Origin of the sequence: Sphingomonas aquatilis (assembly GCF_014196115.1) — a bacterium.
In the GTDB taxonomy this organism is placed as follows: Bacteria; Pseudomonadota; Alphaproteobacteria; order Sphingomonadales; family Sphingomonadaceae; genus Sphingomonas; species Sphingomonas aquatilis.
Map to the genome: position 1 here is coordinate 461,348 of NZ_JACIDB010000002.1, position 17,454 is coordinate 478,801.

The following is a 17,454-nucleotide window of genomic DNA, read 5'->3' on the forward strand; positions in this document are numbered from 1 at the left end:
TTGCCGTATCGATCGATCCTAGCCGGTTTCGCTTGAAATGGGACGGGTCGGGGCCGATATTTCGGACAGCCGGCAGTGTCGCCGGCAAAGGAGTTTTGGATACCATGGCCAACTGGTCCGACCCCCGGCAGAGCGCCGCGCCGTTCGGGGCTTCACGCGCCGATGCCGCGCGCAGCGGCGCATATGACGCGGGTCTGCGCTCGTACATGCTGTCGGTGTACAACTACATGGCTTCGGGCGTGCTGCTGACCGGCATCGTCGCCCTGCTGTTCGCCACCAGCGGCGCGGTGAACGCGCTGGTCGGCCCAACCGGCCGCACCAACGGTCTGGGCTTCATCGTCGCCTTCTCGCCGCTCGCCATCGTGTTCGCGATGAGCTTCGGCCAGGGCCGCATGAAGACGCAGACGCTGCAACTGCTGTTCTGGGCGTTTGCGGTGCTGATGGGCATGTCGCTCTCGACGATCTTCCTCGTCTACAGCGGCACCTCGATCGCCGGTGCGTTCTTCGCGACCGCGGCGGGCTTCGCAGGGCTGAGCCTCTACGGCTACACCACGAAGCGCGACCTGTCGGCGTTCGGCACGTTCCTGATCGTCGGCCTCGTCGGCCTGATCGTCGCCAGCCTGATCAACCTGTTCCTGCAGTCGGGCGTCATGAGCCTGGTCATCAGCGCGGTCGGCGTGCTGATCTTCGCCGGCCTGACCGCCTACGACACGCAGCGTACCAAGAGCCTGTATTTCCAGGTCGCGGGTACGGACATGGTCGGCAAGGCCGTGATCATGTCGGCGCTGTCGCTGTACCTCGACTTCATCAACATGTTCCTCTTCGTCCTCCGCCTGTTCGGTTCGCAGCGCAACTGATCGACGGTCCGGCGTAACGGATACGAGCCCGGTGGCGCTGCCGCCGGGCTTTTCTTTTGGGTGAAGGACGCCAAGCGATGCGGCTCACTATCGCCGTCGATCTCGATTATGCGATCATCGGCCCGCCGACCGACGTACTGTTGCAGATCGAGGCGGCGGCAACGCCCGACCAGCGCATCGTCGACGAACGGCTGACGATCTGGAGCGACCATCCGATCGCCGCGGTGGCGGGCGAGGATGGCGTCGGCCAGCGCTGCTGGATCCGCGCCGAGCAATGGCTGAAGGCGGAATATCGCGCGACCGTGGATGTCGAGCGGGCGCCGGTCGACCTCGCGCCGCTGCGCGCGACGCCGGTGCGCGAACTCGCCGGAGCGCTCGTCCCCTATCTGCTGCCCAGCCGCTATTGCCAGTCGGACCGGCTGGAAGGCTTCGTCCGTCGCCGCTTCGCCGGGCTGGAGGGCGGAGCGCTCGCCGCCGCGCTCGCCGGCTGGGTGCAGGCGGAACTGGAGTATCGCAGCAACACCAGCAGCGGCGAAACGACGGCGCTCGATACCTTCGCCAGCCGGTCGGGCGTGTGCCGCGATTATGCGCATCTGCTCGTAGCGCTGGCGCGGGCGGGGGAGATTCCGGCGCGCTGCGTCGCCGCCTATGCGCCGGGGGTCGATCCGCCCGATTTCCATGCGGTCGCGGAACTGTGGCTGGACGGCGCGTGGCGGCTGGTCGATGCGACCGGCATGGCAACGGCAGACACGATCGCGCGTGTGTGCGCGGGGCGCGACGCCACCGACATCGCCTTCATGACCGTGTTCGGCACCGCGCAATTCGTTGCGCAGACCGTGCGGGTGACGCAGGGCTGACGGTCTGCCGGCTAGGAACGGAAACGATCGGGCAATCGTTCTTCCCCTGTACTCACAGGAGGATGGGATGACGAACGGGATCGATGAGCGCGCGCTCGACAGCCTGTCGGTGGCGCCGGACGGCGAACAGGCAAGCAACCAGGAACGCAATCCGCGGCAGGACGCGGGGCAGGACGAAGCCATCAACGCGCGTCTGGAAGAGAATCCGGAAGACCAGGACGCACGGCTCGACGCCGGGCTGGACCAGTCGATGGACGCGAGCGATCCGCTGTCGTCGACGCAGCCGGTCCACAGCCAGGACCCAGCGCCCTCGTCGGGCTATGACGAAGACGCGGAGCGCGCGCGGCAGAAGTGACGCGGTTTGCTTTGGTGTAAGGCGCGGCGGTCCCGGAAGGGGCCGCCGTTCTTGTTTGGGCCGAACCCTAGTCCCACCCACCCCGTCACCCCGGACTTGTTCCGGGGTCCACTCTGCGGCGAGGGGGGTGGTTGGAGCCTCTTGCCGTCCCCCTGCGGCCCGGTGGACCCCGGACCAAGTCCGGGGTGACGGAAGGGAGTGTCGCGCACGATAATTACGCCAACACGACACAAACCCGCTTTTGCGACGAGCCGCACTCCACCCATCGCAAAGCATGTTGCGATGCAGCGCGTTTCATGATGCTTTTATGACTGCTTCGACCCTCGCCATTCATCGGGTTGTTAACCAACCTGTGGCAAGGTCGGGCGATTGGTAAGGCATGGGGCGGGGTAGACGGATCATGGGTGCCAAGAGAGCCGAAGGCGCGATGACGCTGGCTGAAATGAAGGAATTCGCGAGCTTTCCGGCCGCGACGCAGCGCTACATCCGGCGCAGTCTCGATATCGGGCTGGATCGCGACGATGCCATGGCGCGCTGGTCGCGCGACGTGGTGGAGGCGGCGAGCATCCGGGCGCAGGCGCGGTTGTACCGCGGGCTGCCAGCGCTGCGCCAGATGGTGCCCGACGATGCCGATCTCGCACTCGTCGAACCGTTCCTTGCGCCGCTGGTGACGCTGGCCGGGTTCGATCTGGGGCAGGGGCGGCTGACCAGCTTCTCGGCGTTCCGCTTCCTCTACGAACGGCTGATTGGCGCCGAAGCGCGGCCGTGGCTGCCCAGCGCCTTCTGCGCAGCGGCGGCGCTGCCTCACCTCCATCCCGAATTGCGGCGCAAGCTGCTCCAGTCGATCAGTGAGGCGGCGGCGACCGCATCGGGCTGGTCGAACCGGCAGCCGGCGTTCTTTCCGCATTGGGTGGAAAAGGTCGACAACGGCTCCGCCGCGCTGCCGCACTGAGGGCCGGTAACGGCCTCAGCGGCAGGCCCGCCAGCCCATCGCGCCGCGATCCGCCTGGTCCAGGTGCAGGTGATCGCGGTGCGCGGCGTTATAGTCGGGGGACAGCGTCGTCGCGAACAGCCGGCACGCCCCGTCGCGTACCTCGCGCAGGAAGGCGGGCTTGTCCCCCGACCCCGTCCAGTCGCCGACAACGGTGATCCGCCGGCCATCGGCGAGCCGGAAGCCGGCGATATCGACCGCATCGGCAGTGGCATGTTCGCTCCACGTACCCGCGTCGCGCCCATAGATGCGGCGGCAGGAATAGCTGCCGAAATGGTCGATGGCGGTGACCCGGCTGCCGAAATGCCGTTGTGCCGCGGGCTGCACCACCTGCCATTCCCACACCGACAGTGCCGCCGCGACCGGGCAGGCGATGCCCAGGCCCGCCGGGCGAAACCCGATCTGCCGCGCGCCGCCCGCGGTAAGGCGCACGCCATCGTCATAACCGCATTGCGCGCCGTCGCGCCGCGGCGACAGGGCGGTGTAGCGCACGCCCGCCGCGTCCAGCTTGGCGCGACACTGAGGGAAATCGCGCCCGAGCGCGGCGAGCTTCGCCCCGGTGAACATCCCGATCGGCGCCCCCAGGTCGAGCGGCGTCCACGGCAGGTCCTGCGGCCGGCCGCGCGCCATGCCCCATAGTAGCAGCGCCACCGTGCCGATCACCGCAATTGCGGCGATCCAGCCGATCGTGCGGCGAAGGGTGCGCTGGGCACTCACCCGCGTCGCACCGCCTCGATCGGTTCGGCGGTGACGGGATAGCCGCTATCCTCGGGCAGGCAGAGGTGCGGCACGCCGTCTCGCACTTCCATATGCGGCGTGATCGTCCGCACCGGATAGGTGCGGGCATTCGCCACGGCGGCATCGAAGCTGTCGAATTGCGCCAAGCGTTCGAGGTTGCGACGCGTCGGGAAGATGATCGCGGCATCGCCTCTGTCCGCCGCCGCCAGCATGTCCGCCGCGGTCGTCCAGAGCAGCCGCACCGTTTCGGTGGCGTCGACCGTCGGCGCGGCATCGTCCGGCGCGCGGGCGAGGAAGAAGAGAGTGTCGAAAATACGGATGCCGGGATGATCGGGCAGCCAGCGCGCGAACGGCACCAGCGCCTCGAGGTCCAGCGTCAGGCCGGCCGCGTGCAATATGTCGGCAAACGCCTCGCCCGCGTGGAGCCCCGCGCGCATTTCCGCGAGCCGTTCGGCCGATGGCGTCGGCGTGACGCCCACCGCGACGCCCGCCTCCTCGATCGTCTCGCGGATCGCGGCGATTCGCGCCGCGGCATCCTCGCCCCCGCCGATCAGCGTCGCGAGCGCGTGGTCGCCGGGATCGATCCGCCCGCCCGGAAACACCATCGCGCCGCCGGCAAAGGCCATCGCCCGCGCGCGTTCGGTCATCAGCACCTCAGGCGGCGCCTCCGCCCGTTCGCGGAACAGGACAAGGGTAGCGGCGGGAATGGGAGTGTCGGCCATCGCGCATCCTAACGCGTCATGCGTGCGATGGGAGCCGGCGATCGTGGGAAAGCAAGAAACGGGGTGGTGGTGGAGCTGAGGGGAATCGAACCCCTGACCTCTGCAGTGCGATTGCAGCGCTCTCCCATCTGAGCTACAGCCCCGCACCCCGGGCCCGGGCCGCGCCCGGGAGCGCTGCCCTTAGCCGCCCCATTCGGGCGATGCAACAACGGCGATACGTATCCCCACAAAAATTCGGTCGATCCCGCCTGCGGCAGCCCGTTCGTCCGACGCGACGCAAAGTCGTTCCGCAGGTTTAATGACAGGAACGAAGCCCTCTCTTGATGCTTGTTAGGTCCGGAGCAGGCGCACGCGATACGATGTGCCCACCCCGCAGGATGTTTGCTTTCAAGGAGACGATCATGGGTTACGACCGCTATCCCGGCGCCAGTTTTTCCGGTGGTGACGACTACACCCGGGACTATGGCTCAGGCCGCGACTACACCTATTCGAGCGCACGCGATTACGAATCCGCAGGCATGATGGGCAACCGCGATCGCCAATCCAGCGATGATCGTCCCTATGGCGGCCGCGACTATGGCAACCAGCGCTACGGCCAGCGCGATCAGCAGTCGCGCTACGAAACCGGCCGCAGCGGTGGCGGCTATGGCATGCAGACCGACCGCTATGGCGAGCGTGGCCGCTATGGCGCGGATGCGAACCGCGGCTATTCCAGCGAATATCACGGCAGCTACGGTTCGGGTGGTCGCCGGTTCGAAGACTTCGGTGCCTCGAAGCATGCCGACGACGACAATTATCGCGACCGCTATAGCCGCGACTATCGTGGCGACCGCGGCGATCGTGGTCAGCAGGCCTATGGCCGCTCGCAGCAGCAGGGCTATGGCCGTCAGCCGCAGGGCTATGACTATGAAGAGCGCGGCTTCTTCGCGCGTGCCGGAGACGAGGTCCGCTCGTGGTTCGGTGACGAGGAGGCGGAGCGTCGCCGCGAATATGATTCGCGCATGGACGAGCGTTCCTATGGCGCGCAGGACGACGATTACCACAGCTGGCGCCGTGGCCAGATCGACGCGCTGGACCGCGACTATCACGAATATCGCCAGGAAAACCGCACCAAGTTCAGCAATGAATTCAGTGCGTGGCGCACCGGCCGTCAGGGTCAGCGCGACCTGCTGAACAAGGTCGACGAGCATATGGACGTCGTCGGCTCCGATGGCGAGCATGTCGGCACGGTCGACAAGGTGCGCGGCGATCGCATCATCTTGACCAAGAACGATCCCGCTGCCGGTGGTCATCACCACTCGATCCCGTCGAGCTGGCTCGACTCGGTCGACGGCAAGGTGACGCTGCGCAAGACCGCCAGCGAGGCGAAGGCCGCGTGGCGCGATGAAGAGCGCAACGGTGCGATGTTCGGTGACGATCGCGATCGCGACCAGAACCGCACGACCAATCAGTATGGCGGCCAGTCGACCGGCTCGACCAGCACCACGACGGCCAGCGAAACGACCACCGGCACGACGGGAACGAGCGGTTCCGCCGATGCCGATGGCAAGACGCTCAACCGGAGCTTCTCGGGCACCTACTGATCCCGAGCGGTAACGACGGAAAAGGCCCGGGAGCGATCCCGGGCCTTTTTGCGTTGCATATTGCAACTTGTTGCGCCAGATCATGCTGAGATTCTTGCAGGAGAGAGATGATGGCCCGTGCCTGGACGCTGACCTCACGCCCCCAGGGGCTGCCGACGATGGACAATTTCGCGCTGGTCGATCTGCCCGCGCGCGACCTGAATGATGGCGAGGTACGCATCGCTAACACGTGGCTGTCGGTCGACCCATACATGCGCGGCCGGATGAACGACGTGAAGAGCTATACGCCGCCGTTCGAACTCGACCAGCCGATGCAGGGCGGCGCGATCGGCACCGTCGTCGAAAGCCGGTCCGACCGGTTCAAGCAGGGCGATACCGTCCAGCATTTCGCCGGCTGGCGGGACGAAGCGATCCTGCCTGCCGATCAGGTGCAGGCGCTGCCCCAGCTCGACGTCGATCCGCAGGCGTTTCTCGGCCAGCTCGGCATGCCCGGCATGACCGCCTATTTCGGCCTGCTGGAGGTCGCGGGCGCGAAGGAAGGCGACACCGTCTTCGTCTCGGCAGCGGCGGGCGCGGTCGGGTCCACCGTGGTGCAGATCGCCAAGGCCAAGGGCTGCCACGTCATCGGTTCGGCCGGTGGCGCGGACAAGTGCGCCTGGGTCCAGTCGCTCGGCGCGGATGCGGTGATCGACTATAAGAGCGGCACGCCGGTGGTGAAGGCACTGGGCGAGGTCGCGCGCAACGGCATCGACGTCTATTTCGACAATGTCGGCGGCGATCACCTCGACGCCGCGCTGGCGCACGGCAACCTGCATGCCCGCTTCGCGATCTGCGGCATGATCGACGTGTACAACAGCGCCAAGCCGACTGAGCTGCGCTATCTTGCGCGCCTCATCGGCATGCGGATGCGCATCCAGGGCTTCATCGTCAGCGATTACATGGACCGCGCGGGCGAATTCTACCGCGACATGGGCGGCTGGCTGAAGGACGGCAAGCTCAAGCGCAACGAGACGGTGTTCGACGGTCTGGAATCAACGCCCGACGCCTTTCTCGGCCTGTTCTCGGGCGGCAACACCGGCAAGATGCTGGTGCGGATTTAATCCACCCGACGATACAGCTGGTCGACCCGTTCCGAGAGCGCAAACTGGTCGACCAGTCGGTAATGGCGGGCGAGTTGCCGCATCACGAAGCCGCGTGCCTCTATATCCGTGGCTTCGGGATCGACGCTGCTGATGACGACATAGGCTGGGCGGGCGGCCATGACGCGGGCGAGCTCGGCATGCGGATCGATGCCCAGCGTGCGGCTGTCGCCCATTTCGCTGAGGAAGGTCGTGAAGTTGTACGCGGTCGGCACGCAGGCGTCGGTCAGCTGATACAGGATCGGATCGCCCTGAAAGACGAACAGGCAGCCATCCGGTGCCCGACCAATCGTCGCAGCGAGGCGATAGGCTCCGCGACCGTCGCCGCGTGTGCCACGCAGCACGATGGTATTGACCAGCACATAGCACAGGCCGACCGCCAGTACGGGCACAGCGACGGGGACGGAACGGCGGAGCGCTCGGATCGGCCGCCCGAGCACCGGCGCGGCGAGCACGGCCAGCGGTACGACCAGCGGCAGGGCGTAATGGTCGAAATAGGTGCCGAACAGCAGCAGTCCGGCGATCGCCGCCCCAGGCCAGCCGATCAGCAGGCGTCCCGCCGGCCTCAGACGCGCGACGCCGGTCACGCCAAGTCCCGCGACGGTCAGCAGCGGCAGCAGGTGGAGCGCGATCATCGCCAGCCGCTCCGCCATCAGCGCGCTCTCCGGCGCCTTGCGCAGGAATACCGACTGGAAATTGGCGAAGACCAGCGCGTCGACCTTGCCCACATGCCAGTAGAGTGCGAACACCGCTGCGGTGGGCAGCAGCGCCAGCACGCACCATAGAAGCGCCCAGCCCATGATCCGCAACACCGGCAGTCTGCGAGCGGCGACCAGCAACGCGACGCCAAAATAGACGCCTTCGAACAACACCGAGTATTTGATCTGCAGCGCTACGCCGAACAGCACCATCGCCAGCGCGGCGAATCCGGCCGCCGTGCGATCGAACACGGACCGTTCGTAGACGCGGACCACAGCCCAGGCCGCCAGCGCGACCGGCAGATTGTAGAAGACAGGGCTCTGCCCGCCATCGCCACCGTTGACCGATAGATAAACGAGATAGGCGATCCCAGCGAACAGCGGGCCCCAGCCGTCCGCGATCCGGCATGCCAGCCGCTGCACGACCCACGCCGTCGCTGTCGCGCACAATGTCGCGGCAAGCTGATAGGCGATCACCGCATCGCCACCGAACATCCGGGTCGCCGCATAGACCAGAAACAGGCCGAACGGCTTGCGATCCCAGAAATCGACGAAGGGCAGACCGCGCCCCTGCCACAGCCGGTCGCCGACCAACAGGTAGAATTGCTCGTCGATATGAACCACCGGATTGCCGAACTGCCACGCCCGGATGACGAGGGCGACGGCAAGCAGGATGGCGGCGGTCGCCAGCGGGGATCGCAGGGAGGAAGGCAGCGTCATGAACCGCCACCCTCGCAAGGGGGCACCGCGGCGTCCAGTCTTCGTCGCACCACCCCCTCGGCAAGCGTCCGTCGCGCCCTATATTGGCGGCGATGACTGTCTGTCCCGTCGCCGCATGACCGCGCTCACCGCTCGCATGGTGGAGGGCGTGCGCGCCATTCCGGCCGCGCAATGGGACGCGTGCGCCGGCATCGCCAATCCCTTCGTGTCCCACGCGTTCCTGGCCGCGCTGGAGGAATCGGGCAGCGTCGGCGGGCGATCCGGCTGGCAGCCTGTGCCGATCGTGGTCGATGGGGCGGACGGCGCTCCGGTCGCGATCGCGCCGGCCTATGCCAAGAGCCACAGCCAGGGCGAATATGTGTTCGACCATGCCTGGGCGGATGCGTGGGAGCGGGCGGGCGGGGCCTATTACCCCAAATTGCAGGTCGCCGCGCCGTTCAGCCCGGTGCCGGGGCCGCGCCTGCTGTTGCGCGATCCCGCCGCCGCGCCCGCGCTGACCGGCGCGCTGGAGGCGGTGACCGAGCAGAACGGTCTGTCCTCCGCGCACGCCACCTTCGTCGCGCCCGATCAGGTGGCGGCGTTCGAGGCGGCGGGCTGGCTGATCCGCGAAGGCACGCAATTCCATTGGGCAAATCAGGGCTATGCCAGCTTCGACGATTTCCTGGGGCAACTCGCCAGCCGCAAGCGCAAGGCGATCCGCAAGGAGCGCGCGGCGGCGGTCGAGGGCCTCACCATCCGCCATCTGACCGGGGCGGAGATCGGCGAGGCGGAATGGGATGCCTTCTGGACCTTCTATCAGGACACCGGCAGCCGCAAATGGGGGCGGCCCTATCTCACCCGAAGCTTCTTCCCTTTGCTGGGCGAGGCGATGGGGGATCGCGTCCTGCTGATCCTCGCGATGCGCGACGGCGAGCCCATCGCGGGCGCGCTCAACCTGATCGGCGCCGACACGCTCTACGGCCGCTACTGGGGCTGCACCGAGGACGTGCCCTTCCTCCATTTCGAACTCTGCTATTATCAGGCGATCGACGCCGCGATCGCGCGCGGGCTGAAGACGGTCGAGGCGGGGGCGCAGGGTGAGCACAAGCTCGCGCGCGGCTATGTGCCGGTGCCGACCTGGTCGGCGCATTATCTGCCCGATGCGGGGTTCCGCCGCGCGGTCGCCGACTTCCTGGTGCGCGAGCGGGCCGCCGTCACCGAAGAGCAGGCGTATCTGGCGGAGCTCGCCCCGTTCAGGAAGGACGGGGCGTAAGCATCACCCGGCGGCGCGGCGGCAGCAGCGCCGGGTCCAGCGTCACGGCCGGCGGCGTGCGGTCGTCGATCCGGTAGAGCACGTCCGTGCCGCTGCGCCAGATCGGCGTCAGGCCGGTCAGGAACTCAGGGCCCACGGGCGGCGGGTTGACCAGCCAGACGTAATCGAACGCCTGTCGCGGCAGGAAGGCAAGCGACACCTTCAGCGGCCGCCACCATTCGCCGCGGCAGCGCCGGTCGGTGACGAGCTGCGAGGGATCGTGCGCGAAGGCGCCGGCCGGCGTGTAGCGCACGGTCAGCAGCTGCCCGCCCGCCATCGACCATTGGTCGTTGGCATAAGCGAGGCGACGCTCCAGCGCGATGCCGGCGATATGCTCTTCGCGCGAATAGAGCCATTCGTCGTGGCAGGTGCGTCCGACCATGGTCAGTAGCCGCGCGCCCTGGGGCACATGGTCCAGCGCGGTCAGCGTGCGGTCGTATTCCTTGCTGAACTGCCAATAGCTGATCGTCGTCGCCGCCAGCCGCACGCCGAAAAAGGCGAGGCCCAGCGCCGCCAGCGTCGCGGCGCCGCGGAACGACAGGCCGCGCTTCGGCCGCAGCGCGATCAGCAGGATCGCGAGGACGAACGGCGCGAGCCGCATGTCGGCATAGGCCGATCCGAACACGATCCGCGGCAGCACGACGTAGATCACCGACAGGAACAGCGCCGACAGCAGCAGGTTGCGCGAATATTCGATCCGCTCGTCGCGCACGCCCTTCAGCAGGATGACGAACAGCACGGTGACGGAGGCGAGGTCGAACGCCATCCAGCGATCGCGCAGGGACATGATCACCCAGCCCACCTTCGCGCGCCAGTTGAACCAGTCCATCGTCTTGCCGGTGACATGGTCGCCCGAGCGCCACAGCACCATCATCAGGAAGGGCAGCGCGAGCGGCAGGCAGCCGATGCCCGCGCGCACCCAGCTTTCCAGCCAATGGCCGCTCTGGCTGTCCTTGCGCCGGTCGTGCTGGCGGATCATCTCCGCCGAGAAGGCGAGGATGCCGAGCACGCCCCAGCCGAAGGTGTGGCAGATCCACAAGGCGCACGACAGCGGCACGAACAGCATTGCGCGCAGCCGCACCTTGCCCAGCCGCCCCATGCGCAGCCACAACGCGAACAGGTTGAGCGCCAGCGCCATCGACAGCGCGAAGTTCACGAAGCCGAACTGGAATGGGTAGCAATAGGCGAGGGGGAGGGCGAACAGCGCGGTCGCCGGGATGCGCCCATGCACCTCGCGCGCGATCCACAGCAGGCCCGACACGGTGAGCGCCGGGATCGCCATCACGATCAGTTTGACCGCCAGTTCGAGGCCGAAGATCGGCGCCAGCGGCTCGATAAGCAGATCGACGCCCAGATTGCCGATCATCGACCACTGGAAATTATACCAGTCGTACAACCAACGATGTGCGCCATCGTCCAGCTGCACGCGATAGCGGCCCATATGGCCGGGCAGATCGACCAGCGGCGGGATCGTCGGCCACACGAGCGGGATCATCGTCGCGATCACCACCGCCACGACGAACGTTCGCGTTTGCCACCAGTGCAGCCTAGGCCCCTGCATCGCGCCGCCTTAGGGGCTACGGGGTGGCCACGACAAGCATTGTCGCAAAAAGTTCCCGCACGCGTGCGATGAAGCGAGGATTTTGTTGATCGAGGTTGGGGAACTGGGCGCATTTCTCCGTCACCCCGGACTTGTTCCGGGGGCCACTCCGCGGCGAGGGGGGTGGCCAGAGGTTCGAGCCGTGCCCGTGTGGCCCGGTGGACCCCGGAACGAGTCCGGGGTGACGAGGCGTGCGCGGCGAAGGCCGAACCCCCAACAGCGGGACCCCGGGTCAAGCCCGGGGTGACGAGAGGGGAGGGCACGCGCCTCGCCCCAGTTATACCGTCACCCCGGACTTGGTCCGGGGTCCACTTCGCGGCGAGGGGGGGGCAGAGGTTCGAGCCGCGCCCTCGCGGCCTGGTGGACCCCGGAACGAGTCCGGGGTGACGAGGCGTGCGTGGCGAACGACCAACCCCAACCGTCATTCCCGCGAAGGCGGGAATCCAGACGCGCTACCGGTGCGGCACAATCGCAACCGTCAGAGGTTCTGGATTCCCGCCTGCGCGGGAATGGCGACGAGCGACGGTTTACGCGTCCCGCCGCCCCAGCAGGCGCAGGCGCAGCGCGTTCAGCTTGATGAATCCGGCCGCATCGCGCTGGTCGTAGGCGCCCTGATCGTCCTCGAACGTCACGACCTTTTCCGAATAGAGCGAATTGGGCGACTTGCGGCCGACGATATAGACGCCGCCCTTGTACAGCTTCAGCCGCACGGTGCCGCTGACCTTCGCCTGGCTGTGATCGATCGCGGCCTGCAGCATCTCGCGCTCCGGCGAGAACCAGAAGCCGTTGTAGATCAGCTCGGCATAGCGCGGCGCCAGTTCGTCCTTCAGATGCGCCGCGCCGCGGTCCAGCGTGATCTGCTCGATGCCGCGGTGGGCGAGGTGATAGATGGTGCCGCCCGGCGTTTCGTACATGCCGCGGCTCTTCATGCCGACGAAGCGGTTTTCGACCAGGTCGAGCCGGCCGATGCCGTGACGACGGCCCAGCTCGTTGAGCTTGGTCAGCAACGTCGCCGGGCTGACGCCCTCGCCGTTCAGCGCCACGCCGTCGCCGCGCTCGAAATCGATCGTGATATACTCGGGCGCGTCGGGCGCGTCCTCCGGGTTCACCGTGCGCGAATAGACGTAATCGGGCACCTCCTGCCACGGATCCTCGAGCACCTTCCCCTCGGACGAGGTGTGCAGCAGGTTCGCGTCGGTCGAGAAGGGCGATTCGCCGCGCTTGTCCTTGGCGACCGGGATCTGATGCTGTTCAGCGAACTCGATCAGCTTGGTGCGGCTGGTCAGGTCCCACTCGCGCCACGGCGCGATCACCTTGATGTCGGGGTTCAGCGCGTAATAGCCCAATTCGAAGCGGACCTGGTCGTTGCCCTTGCCGGTCGCGCCGTGGCTGACCGCGTCGGCGCCGACCATCTTCGCGATCTCGATCTGGCGCTTGGCGATCAGCGGGCGCGCGATCGACGTGCCGAGCAGGTACAGCCCCTCGTACAGCGCGTTCGAGCGCATCATCGGGAACACGTAATCGCGCACGAATTCCTCGCGCAGATCGTCGATGAAGATATGCTCGGGCTTGACGCCCGCCATCTGCGCCTTCTGGCGCGCCGGCTCCAGCTCCTCGCCCTGGCCCAGGTCGGCGGTAAAGGTGACGACTTCGCAGTTATACGTCTGCTGCAGCCATTTCAGGATCACGCTCGTATCCAGACCGCCCGAATAGGCGAGGACGACGCGGTTGATCTGATCGGTCACGGCACGGGTTCCTTGGACCATGGAATGGATGGCCGCGCCCCTACGGCCCACAGCGCTGCGGTGCAACGTCTGCGTTCACCGCGGGTTTAGGCGCTGCGCCCTACAGGCCCGTTTCGAACATGTATTCCGGAGTTCCCATGATCCGTTCCGCGCTCGTCATCCTGCCGCTGCTCATCGCCACCCCGGCGCTCGCCGCTGGCAAGGCCGATCCCAAGGCGGCGGCGAAGATCGATCCGCGCATCAAGGCGGATTTCGACAAGACCGACACCAATCACGACGGCTTCATCAGCCGCGCCGAGGTGGACGCCCGCGTCGCGCGCATGGATGTCGGCAAGACGCAGATGCCCGCCGCCAAGGCGAAGGCGATGGCCGATGCGTGGTTCAACACCGCCGATGCCAACCACGACGGCAAGGTGTCGCCTGCCGAGATGCAGGGCCTCTTCCGCGCGATCGCCTCGCGCTACGACCTCAATCACGACGGCGTCATCAGCCTCGACGAACGCGCCGCCGCGCGCGCCGCGGTGATGGGCGGTCCCGCCAAGGCGCTGCCGCAGGGGCGGTGAGGGCGCGCTCCTGTCGCCCCAATCCCATCCGTCACCCCGGACGTGATCCGGGGTCCCGCTTCTTCTTCGCCGCTGGATCAAGCGGGACCCCGGCTCAAGGCCGGGGTGACGGAAAGGGGTGTATGACCGCCACGCCCACCACGCCCGTCATTCCCGCGCAGGCGGGAATCCATAACCTCTGACGTCTCGGCAAGACGCGCAACGGTAGCGCGTCTGGATTCCCGTCTGCGCGGGAATGACGAATGTGGGGGCGTTACCGCCCGCGGAGCGCCCGCTCGCCCTCGACCATATAGTCCCGCACGATCGGCAGCTCCGTCCGGCTGCGGCTGAACTGGATCTGGAAATTGCACAGTCCGCCATTCTCGAACGCCATCGCGGCGCCGGCGAGGTAGAAGGTCCACATCCGGTAGAAGCGCTCGTCATACAGCGCGACGATCGCATCGCGCGCCTTCAGCGTCCGCGCATACCATTCGTGCAATGTGTAGGCGTAGTGCAGCCGCAGCACCTCGACGTCGGTCAGGAACATCGACAATCCCTCGAACGCCGCGATCGTTTCCGACAGCGCCGGGTTGTAACCGCCGGGGAAGATGTACTTGGTCGTCCAGTCGTCGGTGACGCTCGGCGGCCCGAACCGGCCGATCGTGTGGACCAACGCAACGCCGTCGTCGGTCAGCAGATCGCGGCACTTGCGGAAGTACGTCTTGTACTGTGGCGGCCCGACATGTTCGAACATGCCGACCGACACGATCCGGTCAAACCGGCCCTCGACCCGGCGATAATCGATCAGCTCGAACTTCACCTTGTCCGCAACGCCCGCCGCTTGCGCCCGCTCGCGCGCGATCTTCAGCTGTTCCTCGGACAAGGTGACGCCCAGCACCTCCACGTCGAAGTGCTTGTTGAGGTACAGAGCCATCCCGCCCCAGCCGCAGCCGATGTCGAGCACGCGCATCCCCGGGCGCAGCGCCAGCTTGGCGGCGATATGCGCCAGCTTGTCGCTCTGCGCCTGTTCCAGGCTGTTGTCGGGATCGGTGTAATAGGCGCAGCTATATTGCTTGTCCGCGTCGAGGAACAGGTCGTACAGCCGCGCCGACAGGTCGTAATGGTGCGCGACGTTCTGCTTCGATCGCCGCTCCATGTTGATCCGGTCGAGCCGGTGCTTCACCGCGCCGAGGCCCCGCACGAAGGCGGAGGGCTGCAAGGCGTTCTGCCCGCGCTCCCACGGCGAATTGCCGGTCATCAGCTTGACCAGCCCCATGATATCGTCGCCGTCGACGGTCAGCCGCCCGTCCATGTACATTTCGCCGGCGGCGAGCGCGGGGTTGCGGATGATGCGGCCGGCGACGCCCGAATCGGCGAAGCGGATGGTGATGTGCCCGAACGCCGGGTCGGGCGTTCCGAAGGTTGCGGGGGCCTTTCCGGGCCGGTGGAGGGTGAGTTGGCCACGCTTGACGGCGCGGCTGAGGAACATGTCGATCAGCGCCATGAGGAAGCTACTATGCCCTAGACGCCGGCATACCAATCGTAATCGACATTGTCCTCCCAATAGCCGCCTTTGCCTTTGCCTATGCTCTTGAGATCGCTGACGGTGGTGATTCTGGTCACGTATTTGGCGTGCTTGTAGCCCAGCTGCCGCTCGACGCGCAGCCGCACCGGCGCGCCGTGCGGCACGGTCAGCCGTGCGCCGTTCATCTTCAGCGCCAGGATCGTTTGCGGGTGGAAGGCGTCGATCGTGTCGATCGATTCGTAATAAGGCTCGCCATTGTACAAATCGGCGCAGGTGAACACGACGTAGCGTGCGCTCTGGCGCATCCCCGCCGCCTTCAGCACGGTGCCCAGCATCGGCCCCTGCCACTGGCCGATCGCGCTCCACCCCTCGACGCAATCGTGGCGCGTGATCTGCGAGCGTGACGGCATCGACGCGAGCTGCGCGAGGCTTAAAGACAGCGGCCGGTCGACCAATCCGCCCACCTGCAATCGATAACTCGCGAACCCGTCCGCGACCATCGCCGCATAGGCCGGCGTCCCCGGATCACGCGTGCCGTTGGCGCGGAACACCGGCGACATCTGCTCGCGCGTGAACTCGGGCGCCAGCGCCCCCCGGTTCATCAGCGCGCGCTGCAGACCCTTGTGCATGTCCTCGCCCGCAAACAGGATCTTGCGCGCCTGCGGGTTCGCCACGACCTTGTCGCACCCGGCGAGTAGCAGCCCCGCGGACCCGACGATCAGGTTGCGCCGTGCTAGAATCATTCCGGCACCCGCCACTTTCCGGTCAGCATCGATCGCACCTCGTTCCATGCGCCCGCCAGGATGACGAGCACCAGATGCACGACGATGAACCCGCCGATCAGGCTCGCCGCGATGAAGTGGATCGACCGCGCCGACTGCCGTCCGCCGAACACATCGAGCAGCCACGGCCACGCCGCATCCATCCCCGGCGACAGCGCAAGACCGGTAAAGATCATCACCGGCAACGCGACGAACAGGACGAAGATGTAGCTCCATTTCTGCAAGCTGTTGTAGGCCTTGGGATCGTCGGCATCGTGGAAGCGGAAGTTCCAGTGATCGCGCACGTCCGCCGCCAGATGCGCGGCGCTCACGTCCTTGCGGGTCAGCTTCAACCGCGCGAAATGCCGGTTGAGCAGGCTTACGATCATGAACGCCAGCAACCCGAACGCGAACACCAAGGCGAAGAACAGGTGCCAGCGCCGCGAGATCGCCAGATTGTAATTCGCGGGAATCGTGATCCACGCCGGAAAGCGCGGCAGCTGCGCCCAGGCATGGTCGAAGTTGGCACCGTAGCGTCCCCAATACAGCCGCGGATGGGCGTTGGAGATGCCGAGCCCGCTGCCCAGCAGGATGAAGACGGACACCGCATTCACCCAATGCCATATCCGCGTCGCGAGCGCGTGGCGCAGGATCGTCGTTCCGGGCGTTTGCGCAGCCATATCATCCGTGTAGCAGGGGCAGCACCATGACGACTAGCTGGCATTTCTACGAACCCGCGAACGGCCATGGCTTGGCCCACGACCCCCTCAACGCGATCGTCGCGCCGCGCCCGATCGGCTGGATCGGCAGCGTGTCGGCGGACGGGGTGCCTAACCTTGCGCCCTACAGCTTCTTCAATCTGCTCAATTATCGCCCCCCGCTGATCGGCTTTTCGTCGATGGGGTGGAAGGACAGCGTCGCCAATATCGACGCGACCGGCGAGTTCGTCTGGAACCTCGCGACGCGTGACCTGGCCGAGGCGATGAATGCGACATCGGCCGGCGTCGGGCCGGACGTCGACGAACACGCGCTCGCCGGGCTGGAGACCGCGCCCTCGCGCCTTGTCGCCCCGCCGCGCGTCGTGGCCAGTCCGGTCGCGTTCGAATGCAAGCTGACCCAGATCGTCCGCCTGCAGACCAAGGAGGGGGGCGCGCTCGACCAATATCTGGTGATCGGCGAAGCGGTCGGAATCCATATCGACACCGCGCTGCTCGACGACGGCGTCTACCAGACCGCCCGCGCCCGCCCGATCCTGCGCGGCGGCGGACCGGCGGACTATTTCGAGATCACCGAAGCCAATCGCTTCGCCATGCGCCGGCCGGGGTAGGGG

At 66.8% G+C, this 17,454-nt stretch carries 17 protein-coding genes and 1 tRNA gene; 9 read left to right on the top strand and 9 right to left on the bottom strand.

All coding sequences use genetic code 11. The features are described 5' to 3' along the window. The first annotated feature begins 104 nt into the window (after positions 1-104). From GGR47_RS08290 to GGR47_RS08305, 4 genes are all read left to right on the top strand, one after another. Entirely contained in the window at positions 105-857 is a 753-nt protein-coding gene (locus GGR47_RS08290) for a Bax inhibitor-1/YccA family protein (RefSeq protein WP_043060200.1), read from the top strand. Positions 858-934: 77 nt separating this feature from the next. Next, on the top strand, positions 935-1,714 hold the full coding sequence (locus GGR47_RS08295) for a transglutaminase-like domain-containing protein (RefSeq protein ID WP_147036936.1): 780 nt from the start codon (positions 935-937) through the stop codon (positions 1,712-1,714). Between the two features lie 67 nt (positions 1,715-1,781). Next, entirely contained in the window at positions 1,782-2,069 is a 288-nt protein-coding gene (locus tag GGR47_RS08300) for a hypothetical protein (protein ID WP_043060174.1), read from the top strand. Positions 2,070-2,469: 400 nt separating this feature from the next. Beyond that, complete coding sequence (locus tag GGR47_RS08305) at positions 2,470-3,021, top strand: hypothetical protein (protein WP_017979977.1); 552 nt, start codon at positions 2,470-2,472, stop codon at positions 3,019-3,021. Positions 3,022-3,036: 15 nt separating this feature from the next. On the opposite strand, the gene GGR47_RS08310 is transcribed toward GGR47_RS08305, so the two are convergent. The 3 genes from GGR47_RS08310 to GGR47_RS08320 all read right to left on the bottom strand — a co-directional run bounded on the left by GGR47_RS08310 (position 3,037) and on the right by GGR47_RS08320 (position 4,663). Next, positions 3,037-3,777, bottom strand: coding sequence for an extensin-like domain-containing protein (locus tag GGR47_RS08310; RefSeq protein WP_147035775.1), 741 nt, complete (start codon positions 3,775-3,777; stop codon positions 3,037-3,039). Further along, positions 3,774-4,520, bottom strand: a complete 747-nt coding sequence (locus tag GGR47_RS08315) for an NUDIX hydrolase (protein ID WP_147035774.1) — start codon at positions 4,518-4,520, stop codon at positions 3,774-3,776. The genes GGR47_RS08310 and GGR47_RS08315 overlap by 4 nt, the downstream gene beginning before the upstream one ends. Before the next feature lie 67 nt (positions 4,521-4,587). Further along, a tRNA-Ala gene (locus tag GGR47_RS08320) sits at positions 4,588-4,663 on the bottom strand. A gap of 258 nt (positions 4,664-4,921) precedes the next feature. On the opposite strand from GGR47_RS08320, the gene GGR47_RS08325 reads away from it, so the two are divergent. Both GGR47_RS08325 and GGR47_RS08330 read left to right on the top strand, forming a co-directional pair. Then, complete coding sequence (locus tag GGR47_RS08325) at positions 4,922-6,103, top strand: DUF2171 domain-containing protein (RefSeq protein ID WP_244305005.1); 1,182 nt, start codon at positions 4,922-4,924, stop codon at positions 6,101-6,103. Positions 6,104-6,210: 107 nt separating this feature from the next. Continuing rightward, on the top strand, positions 6,211-7,203 hold the full coding sequence (locus tag GGR47_RS08330; protein WP_147035772.1) for an NADP-dependent oxidoreductase: 993 nt from the start codon (positions 6,211-6,213) through the stop codon (positions 7,201-7,203). Here GGR47_RS08330 and GGR47_RS08335 read toward each other — a convergent pair. Next, the gene (locus GGR47_RS08335; RefSeq protein WP_147035771.1) at positions 7,200-8,660 is read right to left on the bottom strand and encodes a hypothetical protein; all 1,461 of its coding nucleotides are present in this window, start codon (positions 8,658-8,660) and stop codon (positions 7,200-7,202) included. The genes GGR47_RS08330 and GGR47_RS08335 overlap by 4 nt on opposite strands. A gap of 115 nt (positions 8,661-8,775) precedes the next feature. Here GGR47_RS08335 and GGR47_RS08340 point away from each other — a divergent pair, with 115 nt between their 5' ends. Beyond that, positions 8,776-9,912 carry a GNAT family N-acetyltransferase gene (locus GGR47_RS08340; RefSeq protein ID WP_147035770.1) on the top strand — a complete coding sequence of 379 codons (1,137 nt, stop codon included), beginning with the start codon at positions 8,776-8,778 and terminating at the stop codon, positions 9,910-9,912. Here GGR47_RS08340 and GGR47_RS08345 read toward each other — a convergent pair. Both GGR47_RS08345 and GGR47_RS08350 read right to left on the bottom strand, forming a co-directional pair. After that, complete coding sequence (locus GGR47_RS08345) at positions 9,893-11,512, bottom strand: hypothetical protein (protein ID WP_221204684.1); 1,620 nt, start codon at positions 11,510-11,512, stop codon at positions 9,893-9,895. The genes GGR47_RS08340 and GGR47_RS08345 overlap by 20 nt on opposite strands. 566 nt (positions 11,513-12,078) lie before the next feature. After that, positions 12,079-13,296, bottom strand: a complete 1,218-nt coding sequence (locus tag GGR47_RS08350) for an argininosuccinate synthase (RefSeq protein WP_017979969.1) — start codon at positions 13,294-13,296, stop codon at positions 12,079-12,081. Between the two features lie 137 nt (positions 13,297-13,433). Here GGR47_RS08350 and GGR47_RS08355 point away from each other — a divergent pair, with 137 nt between their 5' ends. After that, the gene (locus GGR47_RS08355; protein WP_147035768.1) at positions 13,434-13,859 is read left to right on the top strand and encodes an EF-hand domain-containing protein; all 426 of its coding nucleotides are present in this window, start codon (positions 13,434-13,436) and stop codon (positions 13,857-13,859) included. 253 nt (positions 13,860-14,112) lie between these two features. On the opposite strand, the gene GGR47_RS08360 is transcribed toward GGR47_RS08355, so the two are convergent. From GGR47_RS08360 to GGR47_RS08370, 3 genes are read right to left on the bottom strand one after another with little or no spacing between them, the layout of a single operon-like run. Continuing rightward, entirely contained in the window at positions 14,113-15,342 is a 1,230-nt protein-coding gene (locus GGR47_RS08360) for an SAM-dependent methyltransferase (protein ID WP_147035767.1), read from the bottom strand. A 17-nt stretch (positions 15,343-15,359) separates the two neighbouring features. After that, positions 15,360-16,106 carry a molybdopterin-dependent oxidoreductase gene (locus GGR47_RS08365; RefSeq protein ID WP_147035766.1) on the bottom strand — a complete coding sequence of 249 codons (747 nt, stop codon included), beginning with the start codon at positions 16,104-16,106 and terminating at the stop codon, positions 15,360-15,362. After that, a complete protein-coding gene (locus tag GGR47_RS08370; protein WP_147035765.1) occupies positions 16,103-16,804 on the bottom strand; it encodes a cytochrome b/b6 domain-containing protein in 702 nt (233 codons plus the stop codon). Before GGR47_RS08370 ends, GGR47_RS08365 begins: the two co-directional genes overlap by 4 nt. A gap of 26 nt (positions 16,805-16,830) precedes the next feature. Between GGR47_RS08370 and GGR47_RS08375 the strand changes: the two genes are divergently transcribed. Beyond that, positions 16,831-17,451, top strand: coding sequence for a flavin reductase family protein (locus GGR47_RS08375; RefSeq protein WP_147035764.1), 621 nt, complete (start codon positions 16,831-16,833; stop codon positions 17,449-17,451). Positions 17,452-17,454: the final 3 nt, after the last annotated feature.